Here is a 14487-nt window from a genome sequence, read left to right as displayed (position 1 = left end):
CACCATCCCGCATTCCGGAGCACTGGCTTGAACAGCCCGAGCAACCAACTCTTCGATACCTACTTCACCGCGCCGGCCATGCGCGCGATCTTCTGCGACCAGGGCCGGGTCCAGGGAATGCTGGATTTCGAGGCCGCCCTGGCCCGGGCCGAGGCGCGCGTGGGGCTGATCCCCCGCGAGGCCGTCGCGCCCATCGAGGCCGCCTGCCGCGCCGAGCTCTACGACTTTTCCGCCCTGGCGGTGGCCATCGCCACGGCGGGCAACTCCGCCATCCCGCTGGTCAAGGCCCTGGGCAAACGCATCGCGGCCGCCAGTCCCGAGGCCGAGCGTTACGTCCACCTGGGCGCCACCAGCCAGGACGCCATGGACAGTGGACTGGTATTGCAACTGCGTGCCGCCCTCAACCTGATCGAGGCCGACCTCGCGGCCCTGGGCGATGCCCTGGCGCTCCAGGCCGAGCGCCACGCCGACACCCCGCTGGCCGGCCGCACCTGGCTGCAGCAGGCCACGCCCGTGACCCTCGGCATGAAGCTGGCCGGCGTCCTGGGCGCGGTCACCCGCCATCGCCAGCGCCTCGCCGAACTCAAGCCGCGCCTGCTGTGCCTGCAGTTCGGCGGTGCCTCCGGCAGCCTCGCCGCCCTGGGCGAGCAGGCCTGGCCGGTGGCCGAGGCCCTGGCCATCGAGCTTCGACTGAACCTGCCCGACCAGCCCTGGCACACCCAGCGTGATCGCCTGGTGGAACTCGCCAGCCTGCTGGGGCTGATCGCCGGCTCCCTCGGCAAACTGGGGCGCGACCTCAGCCTGCTGATGCAGACCGAGGCCGGGGAGGTCTTCGAACCCGCCGCGCCGGGCAAGGGCGGCTCGTCCACCATGCCCCACAAGCGCAACCCGGTGAGCGCCGCCGTGCTCATCGGCGCCGCCACCCGCGCGCCGGGCCTGGTGTCCACCCTGTTCGCCGCCATGCCCCAGGAACACGAGCGCAGCCTCGGCCTCTGGCATGCCGAATGGGAAAGCCTGCCGGAACTCTGCTGCCTGGTCTCCGGTGCCCTGCAGCAGGCGCTGCTGGTGGTGCCTGGCCTGGAAGTGGACGCCCCGCGCATGCGCCGCAACCTGGAGCTGACCCAGGGCCTGGTGCTGGCCGAAGCGGTGAGCATCGAGCTGGCCCAGCGCATCGGTCGCGACGCCGCCCATCACCTGGTGGAGCAGTGCTGCCGCCAGGCCGTGAAGGAGGGCGCCCACCTGCGCGCGGTGCTCGGCGCCAACGCCGAAGTCACAGCGCAACTTTCCGCCGCCGAGCTGGACCGCCTGCTCGACCCGGCCCATTACCTGGGACAGGCCCGCCGCTGGGTGGACCGTGCCCTCGCCGAACACAAGAACCTTTCGCGCTAGGAGATCTGCATGCCTGCCGTACGTCTCGCCGATGGCGATCTGAACTACCTCCTCGAAGGCCCGGCCGGTGCGCCGGTCCTGGTCCTGTCCAACTCCCTGGGCACCGACCTGCACATGTGGGACGCGCAGATCCCGGCCTTCACCCGGCACTTCCAGGTGCTGCGCTACGACACCCGTGGCCACGGCCAGTCCCTGGTCAGCGAAGGCCCCTACAGCATCGAGCAACTGGGCGGCGACGTGCTGGCCCTGCTGGATGCCCTGGATATCCCGAAGGCGCACTTCTGTGGCCTGTCCATGGGTGGCCTGATCGGCCAGTGGCTGGCCATCAACGCCCCCGAGCGCATCCAGCGCCTGGTGCTGTGCAACACCGCCGCCAAGATCGGTACCCCGGAGGTCTGGAACCCGCGCATCGACACCGTGCTCGCCGGCGGCGCCCAGGCCATGCGCGACCTGCGTGATGCCTCCATTTCCCGCTGGTTCACCCCTGACTTCGCCGAGGCGCAGCCGGAGAAGGTAGAACCCATCGTCGGCATGCTGGCCCAGACCTCGCCCCAGGGCTACGCCGCCAACTGCGCCGCCGTGCGCGATGCCGACTACCGCGAGCAGCTCGGCCGCATCAGCGCCCCGACCCTGGTGGTCTGCGGCAGCGGCGACCCGGTAACCACGACCGAGCACGGCCGTTTCATGCAGGAACGTATCGCCGGCGCCGAACTGGTGGCGTTCCATGCGGCGCACCTGTCCAACGTGCAGGCCGGCGACGCCTTCAGCCAGCGCGTGCTGGACTTCCTCACTCAGTGAACTCGCTGGTGCGCGCGGCGCACCCTACCTCGCCGTAGGGTGCGCCATGCGCACCGCCCCCGATCCGGAGCCCGCAATGGACGAGAAAGAACGCTACGAAGCCGGCATGCAGGTCCGCCGCGCGGTGCTGGGCGACGCCCACGTGGACCGCAGCCTGCAGAACCTCACGCCCTTCAACGAAGAGTTCCAGGAAATGATCACCCGCCATGCCTGGGGTGATATCTGGACCCGCCCGGGCCTGCCGCGCCATACCCGCAGCCTGATCACCATCGCCATGCTCATCGGCATGAACCGCGAAGGCGAGCTCAAGCTGCACCTGCGGGCCGCCAAGAACAACGGCGTGACCCGCGAGGAGATCAAGGAAGTCCTGATGCAGAGCGCCATCTACTGCGGCATTCCCGCCGCCAACGCCACCTTCCACCTGGCCGAGGCCGTGTGGGACGAGCTGGGCGTGGAATCGCTCCAGGGCTGACCCCCGAGCAACACCAGGACGCCGCCCGGACCACGCATCCGGGCGGCGTTTTTTGTCGGGGGGTCATCGTTGGGGGGCTTGTAATTGGATGGGTAGAGCCTGCGAAACCCATCGATATCGCTGATGGGTTTCGCTTCGCTCTACCCCATCCTACGGTTCCCGCTCCCTATCGCCTCGCTGTACGTCGCAGCCTTGTAGGATGGGTAGAGCCTGCGAAACCCATCGACATCGCTGATGGGTTTCGCTTCGCTCTACGCCATCCTACGGTTCCCGCCCCCTATCGCCTCGCTGTACGTCGCAGCCTTGTAGGATGGGTAGAGCCTGCGAAACCCATCGACACCGCTGCTGGGTTTCGCTTCGCTCTACACCATCCTACGGTTCCCACTCCCTATCGCCTCGCTGTACGTCGCAGCCTTGTAGGATGGGTAGAGCCTGCGAAACCCATCGATATCGCTGATGGGTTTCGCTTCGCTCTACACCATCCTACGGTTCCCACTCCCTATCGCCTCGCTGTACGTCGCAGCCTTGTAGGATGGGTAGAGCCTGCGAAACCCATCGACACCGCTGATGGGTTTCGCGTCGCTATGCGTCGCCGTGGACACCGGCGGCATGGCGGCCGGCGATGTAGCCGAAGGTCATGGCCGGGCCGAGGTTGATGCCGCCGGACGGGTAGTGGCCGCCCAGCGCGCTGGCCATGTCGGTGCCGGCGGCGTAGAGGCCGGGAATCGGCTGGCCCTGGTCATTCAGCACCCGCGCCTGGCCGTCGGTCCGCAGTCCGGCGAAGGTGCCGAAGCAGCCCGGCTGCACCTTCACGGCGTAGAAGGGCCCCCGCTCGATGGGCGCGACGCAGGGGTTGGGCCCCCGGTGCAGGGCATCGCCGCTGCGCCGGTTGAACGGGGTGCTGCCGCGGCCGAACTCGGGGTCTTCACCGCGACGGGCGTGGTGATTGAACGCGGCCACCGTGGTGGTGAGCCCCGCCGCATCGATGCCGCAGGCCTCGGCCAGCTCTACCAGGGTGCGGCCACGCTTGAGGTAGCCATTGCGCAGGTGTGGCCAGAGCGGCAGCGGCGCCGGCCGGGCGAACCCTAGGCCGTAGCGGCGCTGGAAACGGTGGTCGCAGATCAGCCAGGAACAGGCTTCCTCATCCTCGGGAACGGCGCGGAGCATGGCGTCGACGTAGTCGTAGTAGCCGCCGGCCTCGTTGACGAAGCGCCGGCCGTTCTTCAGCACGCCGATGATCCCCGGCTTGCCCCGGTCGATGATGTGGGGGAAGTGCCCGAAGCTGCCGTCGGACCAGGGCACCCGTGACACCGGGGCCCAGGCCACGGGCGAGCGCAGGTCCGTGGCGACCCGGCCACCGGCGGATTCGCCCAGGCGCAGGCCATCGCCGGAGCAGGACGCCGGCGGCAGGGCGAGGTTGTCCTGACCGCTGGCGTCCCGGGGGAAGAGCGCCTTGCGCCGCGCCGCGTCGTTGGGGAAGCCGCCGGCGGCGAGCACCACGGCTCCGGCGCGGATCTCCAGTTCCTCGCCATCGCGCAGCACCACGGCGCCACGCACCGCGCCGTCTTCCAGGAGCAGCCGCCGGGCCGGGCTGGACTCCATCAGGGTCACCCCCAGGTCGGCGGCGGAGCGGGCCAGCCGCGCCACCAGGGCGACACCATTGACCAGGTGCATGGCGCGACCGTGGCGGGCCAGGTGATAGAGGTGCGTGGCGAAGCGCCGCGTAACGTGAAGGAAGGCTTTCGGCGAGCGGGTCATGGACAGGAAGGCGGCGAGGTCGGCGCCCGCCATGATGGGCATTCCCAGGAAGGAGGTTTCGCGCATGGTCTTGCGCAGGCGGGGCAGCAGGTCCAGCACCAGGCGGCCGTCGCAGGGCGCGGCGATCACCTGATGGCCACCGGTGGCGGCGCCGGGTGTATCGCCATGCATATCGGGGATGCCATTGCCGTCGACGAAGCTGAGGGCAGTGTGCCGCTCGAAGAACTCCACCATCTGCGGGGCCTGTTCCAGGAAGGCATCCACCAGCTCCGGGCGATAGTGTTCGCCCAGCTCATGGCGCAGGTAGGTGCGCGGTTGCTCGATGTCCTCCCGGATACCGGCGCGACGGGCCAGGGGGTTGCGCGGCACCCACATCCAGCCGCCGGACCAGGCGGTCGCACCGCCGAACACCGGCTCTTTCTCCACCAGGATCACCCGTTGCCCGTGGTGGGCGGCGGTGACGGCGGCAGCCAGGCCGGCGGCGCCGGAGCCTATGACCAGCAGGTCGCATTCCAGAGGCGCGGGGGAGGGGGATGTGGCAGGCATCAGAGTGATCCTTAGAAAATGGAACTGTGTTCCGTATTCTATGTCTGGCGTCCGTGGGCACCAAGGCGTCGTGCCGGCAAGTGGCCGGTCAGCGAACGGAAATCACACCGCTGGCATTCCCGCCCCCATGAAAAAGCCCGCCATAAGGCGGGCTGAAGGGGTGGTCAAAGCACGCGGACCAAAGGATTAGAGGAGCGAGAGCGGGTAGCTGATGATCAGGCGATTCTCGTCGAAGCTGGTGTTGGCGCCCCAGTCGCGGCGCATGCTGGAGTTGCGCCATTTCACGCTGAGGGCCTTGAAGGCACCGGACTGGACCACATAGGCCAGCTCCGACTCCCGGCCCCATTCCTTGCCATCGGTGACTGCGCCGACATGCACGTTGTCGCCGCTGATGTAGCGGTTCATCAGGGTCAGGCCGGGGATGCCGACACCGGCGAAGTTGAAGTCGTGGCGCAGTTGCCAGGACTTCTCCTTGGCGTTGTCGTAGCTGGAGTTGTAACTGTCGTTGGCCAGGGTGCCGCCGCTGGTGCCGTTCACCCGCATCCAGGCGTCATCGCCGCTGACCTTCTGCAGGCCGACGTAGAAGGTGTTGCTGCCGTACCTGGCGGAGAACAGGCCGGACCAGGTGCGGTTGTCCAGGTCGCCGGCCAGCGCCGAGCCGTCTTCCTTGCCGTTGAAGAAGCCGAGGTTGGCGCCCAGGGTCCAGTCGCCCACCGGCTGGCTGTGCATCAGCTGCAGGTACTGCTGCTGGTAGATGTCTTCCAGCTCGGCGTACCAGAGGCCGACCAGGGTGCGGTTCTCGTTGAAGGCGTATTCGCCGCCAGCGAAGTTGAAGCGGTCGGAGGTGAAGGCCGCCTTGCCGTTCATGGACAGGTCTTCCAGGCTGGCGTCGTTGCGCGGACTGTTCTGGCGGAACTGGCCGCCGTAGAGGGTCAGGCCGTCGATCTCCTTCGAGGTGACCTGGCCGCCCTGGAAGGTCTGGGGCAGGGAGCGGCCGTCGTCGGCGCGCAGGATCGGCAGCACCGGCATCCATTCGCCCACCTTCAGTTCGGTCCTGGAGATGCGCATCTTGGCGGCGGCGGCCAGGCGGCCGAAGTCGTCGGCGGGACGGCCATCGTCATGCACGGGCAGCAACTGGGTGCCCCTGGTGCCCCTGCCGCCATCCAGCTTCACCGACAACAGGCCGAGGGCGTCGACACCGAAGCCGACCGGGCCCTGGGTGAATCCGGACCTGTAATCGAGGATGAAGCTCTGGGTCCATTCCTCGGCCTTGCCCTGGGTGGCGGAATCACCGACGAAGTTCCGGTTCAGGTAGAAGTTGCGCAGGTTCAGGGTGGCGGTGGAGTCCTCGAAGAATCCGGACTCCTCGGTGGCCTGGACGGGCAGGGCGCCCAGGGTGACGGCGGCGGCGAGGAGGCTGGGTACGAAGATGTGGCGGGTGCGGGTCATGCTCTGTCTTGCCTCTTGATTGTTTTTTCGGGTGCGCGGGCGCCCCTTCGCGGCGCGGGCGCGAATACGACTGAACGTCGGGATTACGGGCGGATCAGCGGACCGTGCGGCGCTCGATCAGGCGCTGGATGCAGCGATGCATGCGGCCGCACAGCGTTTCACCGCCGGCCAACTGGACCAGGGCGACGGAGGCGAAGGAGGACGCGCAATCGAAGACGAACCCTGAGGCGGGCGGGGAGGCATGGGCGTTGTTGGGCTGGAACATCGTGGTGGACCTTTATTGTATTTATGAAAAGTCGAGGCGCCGCTGGGGTCGCAGGCTGGTTGCGGCAGCGCCTCGAACATGGAGCCGATAGTGAGTGGCGCAGGCCCGTCATTCAATTCGCCAAGGACGCTTTCGTTCGATCATCGAACAAAAACTAACCGGTCCGTACATTATCGTCGTCACTCAGCCGCCTTCCGCCGAGGCTGTTCCAGGTTTCACGTCGATGGCCTTGTCTTCTAGAATCGCCGGAAACACGACAAGGACCCTTCCCCCATGGCCGGTAGCCAGATCGAACGTGCCTTCAACCTGCTGGAACGCCTCACCACCGACCCTCGCGGCCTGCCCATGCAGACCCTGGCGGACGAGCTGGACATTCCGAAAAGCGCGACCCATCGCATGCTCGCGGAGCTGATCCGCCTGGGGTACGTGCGCCAGAACCCCGAGAACAGCCGTTACCAGCTGTCCACCCGCCTGGTGGCCATGGCGTTCCGCTACCTGGCCAGCAGCGGCGCCGACATCGTGCAGCCGATCCTTGACCGCCTGGCCCAGGAGACCGGCGAACTGGTGCGCCTCGGCGTGATCGAGGGCGACAGCCTGACCTGGATCGTCAAGTCCCAGGGCGCACGGTCGGGCCTGCGCTACGACCCCGACATGGGCCGCGAGGCGCCCCTGTTCTACACCGCGTCCGGCCATGCCTGGCTGGCCTGCCTCAGTGACGCTGAAGCCCTCGGGCTGGTGGAGCGCCAGGGCATCGCCGACCCCGCCGACTTCGGTCCCAACGCGCCGCGCTCCAATATCGAGTTGCTGGAGCGCCTGCGCCTGGCCCGCGAACAGGGCTACGCCTGGGTGGTGGAAAGCTCCTCGGTGGGCATGTCGGCCCTGGCGGCGGCGGTGCGCGATCCCCGCAGCGGCAGGGCGATCGGCGTGCTCAGCGTGGCCGGCCCCACCGCACGCCTGCCCGAGTCCCGCATGCATGAGGTCGCGCCGCTGCTGCTGGCCGCCGTCGAGGAGCTGTCGGCCGCCAGCCAGGCGTCCGAATTCTTCGTCTGACTCCCCGAGCAAAGGGCTGAAGGAGCCCGCTTGCGGACGAACGACGGGAGGCTTCCTGCTCGCTTCCCCCTCAGGGTCCCCATGCCGAACGGCATGGCCGCCAGGCGGTCGCATTTTCTTCTTGCACAAAAACGGAACCATGTTCTAAATATCGCTAAACAGATTCTGGAACCTGATTCCGAGTAGCAGATGACCGAGCGAATCTTCTCCCTGGCCGCCTTGACCGTCCTCGAACTTTCCCCGCCCGAAATGGTGGAAGTGGCTGCGCGCACCGGCTACAGCCACGTGGGCCTGCGCCTGGTGCCGGCCACGCCCGAAGAGCACCACTTCCCGCTGGTGGCCGATGCCGCGCTGCGACGCCAGACCCTCGATCGCCTTCGCGACACCGGGGTGAAGGTGCTGGATATCGAGATCCTCCGGCTCAAGGCGGAGACCCGTGTCAGCGACTTCGAAGCGGTGCTGGAGGCCGGTGCGGCGTTCGGTGCCCGCGAGCTACTGGTGGCCGGCAATGACGCCGACGAAGCGCGCCTGACGGAGAATTTCGCGGCCCTGTGCGAGCTGGCGTCCCGTTTCGGCATCCACCCGAGCCTGGAGTTCATGCCCTGGACCGACGCCCGCGACCTCACCCAGGCCCGGCGCATCGTCGAGAACGCCGGCCATCCCGGCGGCGCCATCCTGGTGGACGCCTTCCATTTCAATCGCTCCGGCTCGCGGCTGGAGGACCTGGCGCAGGTGGCGCCGGCACGTCTGCGCTACGCGCAACTCTGCGACGTCGCCGGTCCGCGCCCCGACGACATGGAGGAAATCCTCCGCCAGGCGCGCAATGAACGCCGCTTTCCCGGCGATGGCGACTGCGACCTGGCGGGCCTGCTGCGAACGCTGCCGGCGCACGTCCCCTTGAGCCTGGAAATCCCGACCCGGCAACTGATGGAGCAGGGCGTCAGTGCCGAGGCGCGGGCCCGTACGGCGCTGGACAAGACCCGGGCACTGCTCCAGCGCATCTGACTCCCCCTTTCACGCGGCCGGCTGGGCCGCGCTTTTTCTTCAGGACGACCATGGCCGCCAGTACGCCGCTGTCCGGGGCCAACCAACCGTTGCGGGGCATCCTGCTGGTGGTGTTGGCCACTTTCCTCTTCGCCGGGCATGACGCCCTGTCCAAATACCTCGGCGGCCTCTACCCGGTCATCATGGTGGTCTGGGCGCGCTACCTGGTGCACACCCTGTTGATGGCCGGCATCTTCCTGCCCAGGGCCGGCCTGCGGGTCCTTCGCAGCCGGCGTCCGGGGCTGCAGGTGCTGCGGGCACTGAGTCTGCTGAGCACCAGCCTGCTGTTCACCGCCGGCCTGCAATTCATTCCCCTGGCGGAAGCCACGGCGGTCAACTTCCTCGCCCCCGTGCTGGTGACCGCGCTTTCGGTGCCGCTGCTGGGGGAGAGGGTCAGCCTGGTGCAGTGGCTGGCGGTGGTGATGGGCTTTATCGGGGTGCTGGTGATCGTCCATCCGGGCGGCGAGCTCTTTACCCCGGCCATCCTCTTTCCCCTCGGTTCGGCCCTGGGCTTCTGCTTCTATCAATTGCTCACCCGCAAGCTGGCGCCCCACGACAGCCCCACCACCAGCAATTTCTTCGCCGGGCTGTGCAACACCCTGGTGATGAGCGCCCTGGTGCCGTTCTTCTGGCAATTGCCGAACTGGGAAGGGTGGTTGTTGCTGCTGGCCCTGGGGGCCGCCGGAATGACCGCGCACCTGCTGCTGACCCAGGCCTTCCGTCACGCCGCCCCCGCGCTGCTGGCTCCCTTCGGTTATTGCCAGATCGTTTTCGCCGGCCTGCTGGGCTTCCTGGTCTTTTCCCACACGCCGGAGGCCAGCACCCTGGCCGGCATCGCCATCATCTGCCTCAGCGGCCTGGGCGCCGCCTGGATGCAACGCAAGGCATGAGCCAGGCGGTGCCGATCACGCCATCGAAAGTGCCGGACGGAAAAGCAGGAAGGCCCCGCGAGGGGCCTTCCTGGTGGATCGGTGGGATGGGATCAGTGGCTGACGGCGCGCATGCTGCTTTCGCGACTGGCGTCGTACTGGACCTTGTCCATCGGCTTGGCGTCGGGGTCGCCAAGGTCGTCCATGGCCAGGCGATGGGTTTCCGGAGCCAGGTAGGCGGCCAGGGCGCAGACGCAGGTGATGATGAAGGCCAGGCTGCCGATCACCACCGGGATGTTGTCCGAGCCGGGCGGGGCGACGGCGGCGAACAGGGCCGGGAGCATGGCGGTCAGCATGGTGCCGATGTTCTGCGCGATGGCCATGGCGGAAACGCGGTAGCGGGTCTGGAACAGCTCCGGGAAGAAGCTCGGGAATACCGCGTTGTAGCCCTGGTAGACCATGCCCCACATCAGGATCGACAAGCCGAAGGCCAGCGGTACGTTCTGGATGCTGATGGCGTAGAGGTAACCGAAGGCCAGCAGGCCGGACCCCAGGCAGCCGGCGATCATGGTCGGACGACGGCCGATCTTGTCGGAGAGGTTGCCGACGAAGGGGATCACCAGCACGGCGACGATGTTGCCCACCACCGGAATCCACAGGTAGACGCTCTTGTCGAAGCCGATGCCGTAGGCGGGCTGAACGGCGTAGGCGGCACCGAAGATGGTGGCGACCACCGGGATCACGTTCATCAGGGCCATGAACATCACCAGCACCATGTGCTTCCAGCTGTGGCGGAAGGCTTCGGACACCGGAGACTTGGCGACCTTGTGCTGGCTCTCTTCCTGGACGAAGGCCGGGGTTTCATGGACTTCGCGACGGATGATGAAGCCGGCCACCAGGACGAAGGCGCTCATCAGGAACGGAATCCGCCAGCCCCACTCGTTGAAGGCCTCACTGGGCATGAAGTAGGCCAGGGGCAGGAACACCGCCGCCGCCATCACCTGGCCGGCCTGCACGCCCTGGAGGGTGAAGCTCGCATAGTAGCCGCGTCGCCCGAAGGGGGCGTGCTCCATGATCATGGAGCTGGCACCGGAGATCTCGCCGGCCACGGCGAAGCCCTGAACCAGGCGCAGCAGTACCAGCAGGATGGGCGCGAGCATGCCGATGTCGTGGTAGGTCGGCAGCAGGCCCACCGCCATGGTGGAAATGCCCATCAGGAACATGCACAGCAGCAGGACGTTCTTGCGGCCACGGGTGTCGCCCCAGTGGCCAAGCACGAAGGCCCCCACCGGACGGGCCAGGTAGCCAACGCCGTAGGTCGCCAGGGAGGCGATGATGGCCATCTTGGGGTCGGTGTTGGGGAAGAAGATCTGCGGGAAGATCAGCGCTGCCGCCTGGGCATAGATGAAGAAATCGTAGTACTCGAGTGCGGACCCGATCCAACCGCTGGCGGTTGCTTTCTTGGCTTGTGAGGAGGAGGTAGCCATCGTTGTCTCCGTTGTTTTTGTTAGGTAGCCGGACACGCGTTCCCCTGGCGCCGGGCCGGGTGGGTACGCGAGCACGCTGGCGGTAGCGGGGCTCCGTGGGAGCGGCCCGGCGAACGCCGTCCGGGGTGTGTCAGGGAGTCAGGTCAGAGGGGCGACGTGGCTGTCGCACTCGATCTGGATGCCGAGGCAAGCCGGCGGGAGGGAGGGGTTTCGTTCAGGTAGCTGGTAGTGAGCATGAGCTGTTACCCGTTTCTTGAAATTGTTATGTCGTGACGCCTGGTTGTGATCGCAGGTCCGTTCGGGCGACTGGGCTGGCAGTGGGTCCACCCGGCGGTTTGGCTGCAACGTGGAAATCATGTTGCGCAGTGATCGAAAAAGCGTCAATTCGATAACCGGCCTTTTGTTCGTTAATCGAACACAAAACTAACTGGTTCGTACATATTGAATTGCTGGGCTGACTTTACGCGCGAATAATCGATCCAGCTACGAAAACAAGCCGTACGGTCCGCTTTCGTGGGAGTGGATTCAGTCGCGAACGAACTCGCTCCCACAGCCCTGCCGGGGGCGTCACCCATGCCCCCGGACCACCGAGCCGGCGCCCACCCACGAGGAGCTGAACATGCAGCGTTCCATTGCCACCGTCTCCCTGAGCGGTACCCTGCCGGAAAAGCTCGAGGCCATCGCCGCCGCCGGGTTCGACGGAGTCGAGATCTTCGAGAACGACCTCCTGTACTACGCCGGCAGCCCCCGGGAGATCCGCCAGATGTGCGCGGACCTGGGCATCGCCATCACCCTGTTCCAGCCGTTCCGCGACTTCGAGGGCTGCCGCCGCGACCGCCTGCAGAAGAACCTCGACCGCGCCGAGCGCAAGTTCGACCTGATGGAAGAACTGGGCACGGACCTGGTGCTGGTGTGCAGCAACGTCCAGGCCGACGCCCTGTCCGACGAGCGCATCCTGGTGGATGACCTGCGCCTGCTGGCCGAACGCGCCGGCGCGCGCAAGCTGCGGATCGGCTACGAAGCCCTGGCCTGGGGGCGCCACGTCAACAGCTGGCAGCAGGTCTGGAACCTGGTGCGCCAGGCCGACCACCCGGCCCTCGGCGTGCTGCTGGACAGCTTCCACACCCTCTCGATCAAGGGCGACCCCGCCGGTATCGCCGAGATTCCCGGCGACAAGATCTTCTTCGTGCAGATGGCCGATGCGCCGCTCCTGCAGATGGACGTGCTGGAATGGAGCCGGCACTTCCGCTGCTTCCCCGGCCAGGGCGAGTTCGACCTGCCGGGCTTCCTGGCCCCGATCCTGCGCAGCGGCTATCGCGGCCCGCTGTCCCTGGAGATCTTCAACGACGGCTTCCGCGCCGCGCCGCCCCGGGGCAACGCCGCCGACGGCCTGCGTTCGCTGCTCTACCTCGAAGAGAAGACCCGCGCGCTGCTGGAGCGCGACCCGACGCCGCCGGCGAACCTGGACATCCTCTTCTCGCCGCCGCCCGCCAGCCGCTACGACGGTGTGGAGTTCCTCGAATTCGCCGTGGACGAAGCCCAGGGCGCCAAGCTGGCCAGCTGGCTGGAGCGCCTGGGCTTCGCCCGCGCCGGCAAGCACCGTTCCAAGGACGTGAGCCTGCTGCGCCAGGGCGACATCAACATCGTCCTCAACGCCGAGCCCTATTCCTTCGCCCACGGGTACTTCGAATCCCACGGTCCGTCCCTCTGCGCCACCGCGCTGCGGGTGAGCGACAGCACCCGCGCGCTGGAACGCGCCCGGGAGTTCAAGGGCCAACCCTTCCGTGGCCTGGTCGGCCCCAACGAGCGGGAGATTCCCGCCGTGCGCGCCCCCGATGGCAGCCTGATCTACCTGGTGGAGCAGGCGCCGGCCGGGCAGACCATCTACGACAGCGACTTCATCCTCGATCCGGCGGCGGTACAGACCGGCGAGCTGGACCGCATCGACCACATGGCGCTGGCCCTGCCGGCCGATGGCCTGGACAGCTGGGTGCTGTTCTACAAGACCGTGCTGGACTTCGAGGCGGACGACGAAGTGGTCCTGCCCGACCCCTACGGACTGGTGAAGAGTCGCGCCCTGCGCAGCCGCTGCAGCAGCATCCGCCTGCCGCTGAACATCTCGGAGAACCGCAACACCGCCATCTCCCACGCCCTGTCCAGCTATCGGGGATCCGGCGCCCACCACATCGCCTTCTCCTGCGAGGACATCTTCGCCGAGGTCAGCCGCGCCAAGGAGGCGGGCGTGCCGCTGCTGGACATCCCGCTCAACTATTACGACGACCTGGCGGCGCGCTTCGACTTCGACGACGAATTCCTCAGCGAACTGGCCTACTACAACGTCCTCTACGACCGGGACGCCCAGGGCGGCGAGCTGTTCCACGTCTACACCGAGCCCTTCGAAGGCCGATTCTTCTTCGAGATCCTCCAGCGCAAGAATGGCTATGCAGGCTATGGCGCCGCCAACGTCGCGGTACGCCTGGCGGCCATGGCCAAGGCCCGCAGCGGCGCCATCCCCAAGGCCAGGCTGTAGGGCAGGGGAGGTCCGGCGCGCCCAGTGCGCCGGGCTTCCTTCGGGTTGCGCCCCAGCCCATAATCGACGCCAGTTTCTACTGGCCGTGAGCCGACGATGACAACAAGTACCGAACTCCCCGAACTGCCCGCCGAAGCCCCCCGAAAAGGGCGCAAGAACAACCCCGAGAAGACCCGCGAGAACATCCTCCAGGCGGCCATCGCCGAGTTCGTCCAGCAGGGCCTTTCCGGTGCCCGCGTGGACGCCATCGCCGAGCGCATGCACACCTCCAAGCGGATGATCTACTACTACTTCGGCAGCAAGGAGCAGCTCTACCTGGAAGTGCTGGAGAAGCTCTACGGCGATATCCGCAGCACCGAAGGCAAGCTGCACCTGGCCGAACTGGGCCCTCGCGAGGCCATCCAGCGGCTGGTGGAGTTCACCTTCGACCACCACGACCGCAACGTCGACTTCGTCCGCATCGTCTCCATCGAGAACATCCATTACGGCGAGTTCGTCCGGCAGTCCAAGACCATCCGCACCATGAGCACCAACATCCTCGACGCCATGGGCGAGATCCTTCAGCGCGGACAGGCCGAGGGGCTGTTCCGCCAGGGCATCGAGCCCCTGGACCTGCACCTGCTCATCAGTTCCTTCTGCTTCTACCGGGTGTCCAATCGCAACACCTTCGGCCAGATCTTCCAGATCGACCTCACCGACGAGGCGGTCAAGGCGCGGCACAAGGCGATGATCTGCGACTCGGTGCTGCGCTACCTCCAGGCCTGACCCGCGTCAGGCCGTGCCGGCACCTTGGGATAGCGCGGCGCGGGAAATGGCTGGCCCGGATTCCA

At 67.1% G+C, this 14487-nt stretch carries 12 protein-coding genes; 8 read left to right on the top strand and 4 right to left on the bottom strand.

Features of this window, described 5'->3' with window-relative positions:
* Window positions 1-27: 27 nt before the first annotated feature.
* The 3 genes from KF707C_RS14435 to pcaC all read left to right on the top strand — a co-directional run bounded on the left by KF707C_RS14435 (window position 28) and on the right by pcaC (window position 2659).
* Window positions 28-1389, top strand: coding sequence for a 3-carboxy-cis,cis-muconate cycloisomerase (locus KF707C_RS14435; RefSeq protein WP_003456042.1), 1362 nt, complete (start codon window positions 28-30; stop codon window positions 1387-1389).
* A 9-nt stretch (window positions 1390-1398) separates the two neighbouring features.
* Window positions 1399-2187, top strand: coding sequence for a 3-oxoadipate enol-lactonase (gene pcaD, locus KF707C_RS14430; RefSeq protein ID WP_003456043.1), 789 nt, complete (start codon window positions 1399-1401; stop codon window positions 2185-2187).
* A gap of 76 nt (window positions 2188-2263) precedes the next feature.
* Entirely contained in the window at window positions 2264-2659 is a 396-nt protein-coding gene (gene pcaC / locus KF707C_RS14425; RefSeq protein WP_003456044.1) for a 4-carboxymuconolactone decarboxylase, read from the top strand.
* A gap of 582 nt (window positions 2660-3241) precedes the next feature.
* Here pcaC and KF707C_RS14420 read toward each other — a convergent pair.
* From KF707C_RS14420 to KF707C_RS29345, 3 genes are all read right to left on the bottom strand, one after another.
* Window positions 3242-4963 carry an FAD-dependent oxidoreductase gene (locus KF707C_RS14420; RefSeq protein WP_003452257.1) on the bottom strand — a complete coding sequence of 574 codons (1722 nt, stop codon included), beginning with the start codon at window positions 4961-4963 and terminating at the stop codon, window positions 3242-3244.
* A 186-nt stretch (window positions 4964-5149) separates the two neighbouring features.
* Window positions 5150-6412: an OprD family porin gene (locus KF707C_RS14415; protein ID WP_096368031.1), complete on the bottom strand. Its 1263-nt coding sequence runs from the start codon at window positions 6410-6412 to the stop codon at window positions 5150-5152.
* Window positions 6413-6506: 94 nt separating this feature from the next.
* Entirely contained in the window at window positions 6507-6677 is a 171-nt protein-coding gene (locus KF707C_RS29345) for a hypothetical protein (RefSeq protein ID WP_003450168.1), read from the bottom strand.
* A 273-nt stretch (window positions 6678-6950) separates the two neighbouring features.
* Here KF707C_RS29345 and KF707C_RS14410 point away from each other — a divergent pair, with 273 nt between their 5' ends.
* The 3 genes from KF707C_RS14410 to KF707C_RS14400 all read left to right on the top strand — a co-directional run bounded on the left by KF707C_RS14410 (window position 6951) and on the right by KF707C_RS14400 (window position 9661).
* The gene (locus KF707C_RS14410) at window positions 6951-7727 is read left to right on the top strand and encodes an IclR family transcriptional regulator (RefSeq protein ID WP_003450165.1); all 777 of its coding nucleotides are present in this window, start codon (window positions 6951-6953) and stop codon (window positions 7725-7727) included.
* A 189-nt stretch (window positions 7728-7916) separates the two neighbouring features.
* A complete protein-coding gene (locus KF707C_RS14405; RefSeq protein WP_003450163.1) occupies window positions 7917-8732 on the top strand; it encodes a sugar phosphate isomerase/epimerase family protein in 816 nt (271 codons plus the stop codon).
* 50 nt (window positions 8733-8782) lie between these two features.
* Window positions 8783-9661 (top strand): DMT family transporter, encoded by an 879-nt coding sequence (locus KF707C_RS14400; RefSeq protein ID WP_003450161.1) that lies wholly within the window; start codon window positions 8783-8785, stop codon window positions 9659-9661.
* A 92-nt stretch (window positions 9662-9753) separates the two neighbouring features.
* Here the strand turns inward: KF707C_RS14400 and KF707C_RS14395 are convergent, their stop codons facing one another.
* On the bottom strand, window positions 9754-11127 hold the full coding sequence (locus KF707C_RS14395) for an MFS transporter (protein WP_003450158.1): 1374 nt from the start codon (window positions 11125-11127) through the stop codon (window positions 9754-9756).
* A 619-nt stretch (window positions 11128-11746) separates the two neighbouring features.
* On the opposite strand from KF707C_RS14395, the gene quiC reads away from it, so the two are divergent.
* Together quiC and KF707C_RS14385 are read left to right on the top strand one after the other, a co-directional pair.
* Window positions 11747-13657 (top strand): 3-dehydroshikimate dehydratase QuiC, encoded by a 1911-nt coding sequence (gene quiC, locus KF707C_RS14390; RefSeq protein WP_003450153.1) that lies wholly within the window; start codon window positions 11747-11749, stop codon window positions 13655-13657.
* A 96-nt stretch (window positions 13658-13753) separates the two neighbouring features.
* Complete coding sequence (locus tag KF707C_RS14385; RefSeq protein WP_003450150.1) at window positions 13754-14422, top strand: TetR/AcrR family transcriptional regulator; 669 nt, start codon at window positions 13754-13756, stop codon at window positions 14420-14422.
* Window positions 14423-14487 lie beyond the last annotated feature (65 nt).

It is taken from the genome of Pseudomonas furukawaii, from assembly GCF_002355475.1.
Taxonomy (GTDB): domain Bacteria; phylum Pseudomonadota; class Gammaproteobacteria; order Pseudomonadales; family Pseudomonadaceae; genus Metapseudomonas; species Metapseudomonas furukawaii.
The sequence above is the reverse complement of the archived record's forward strand: the minus strand, read 5'-3'. Positions and strand labels throughout refer to the sequence as shown.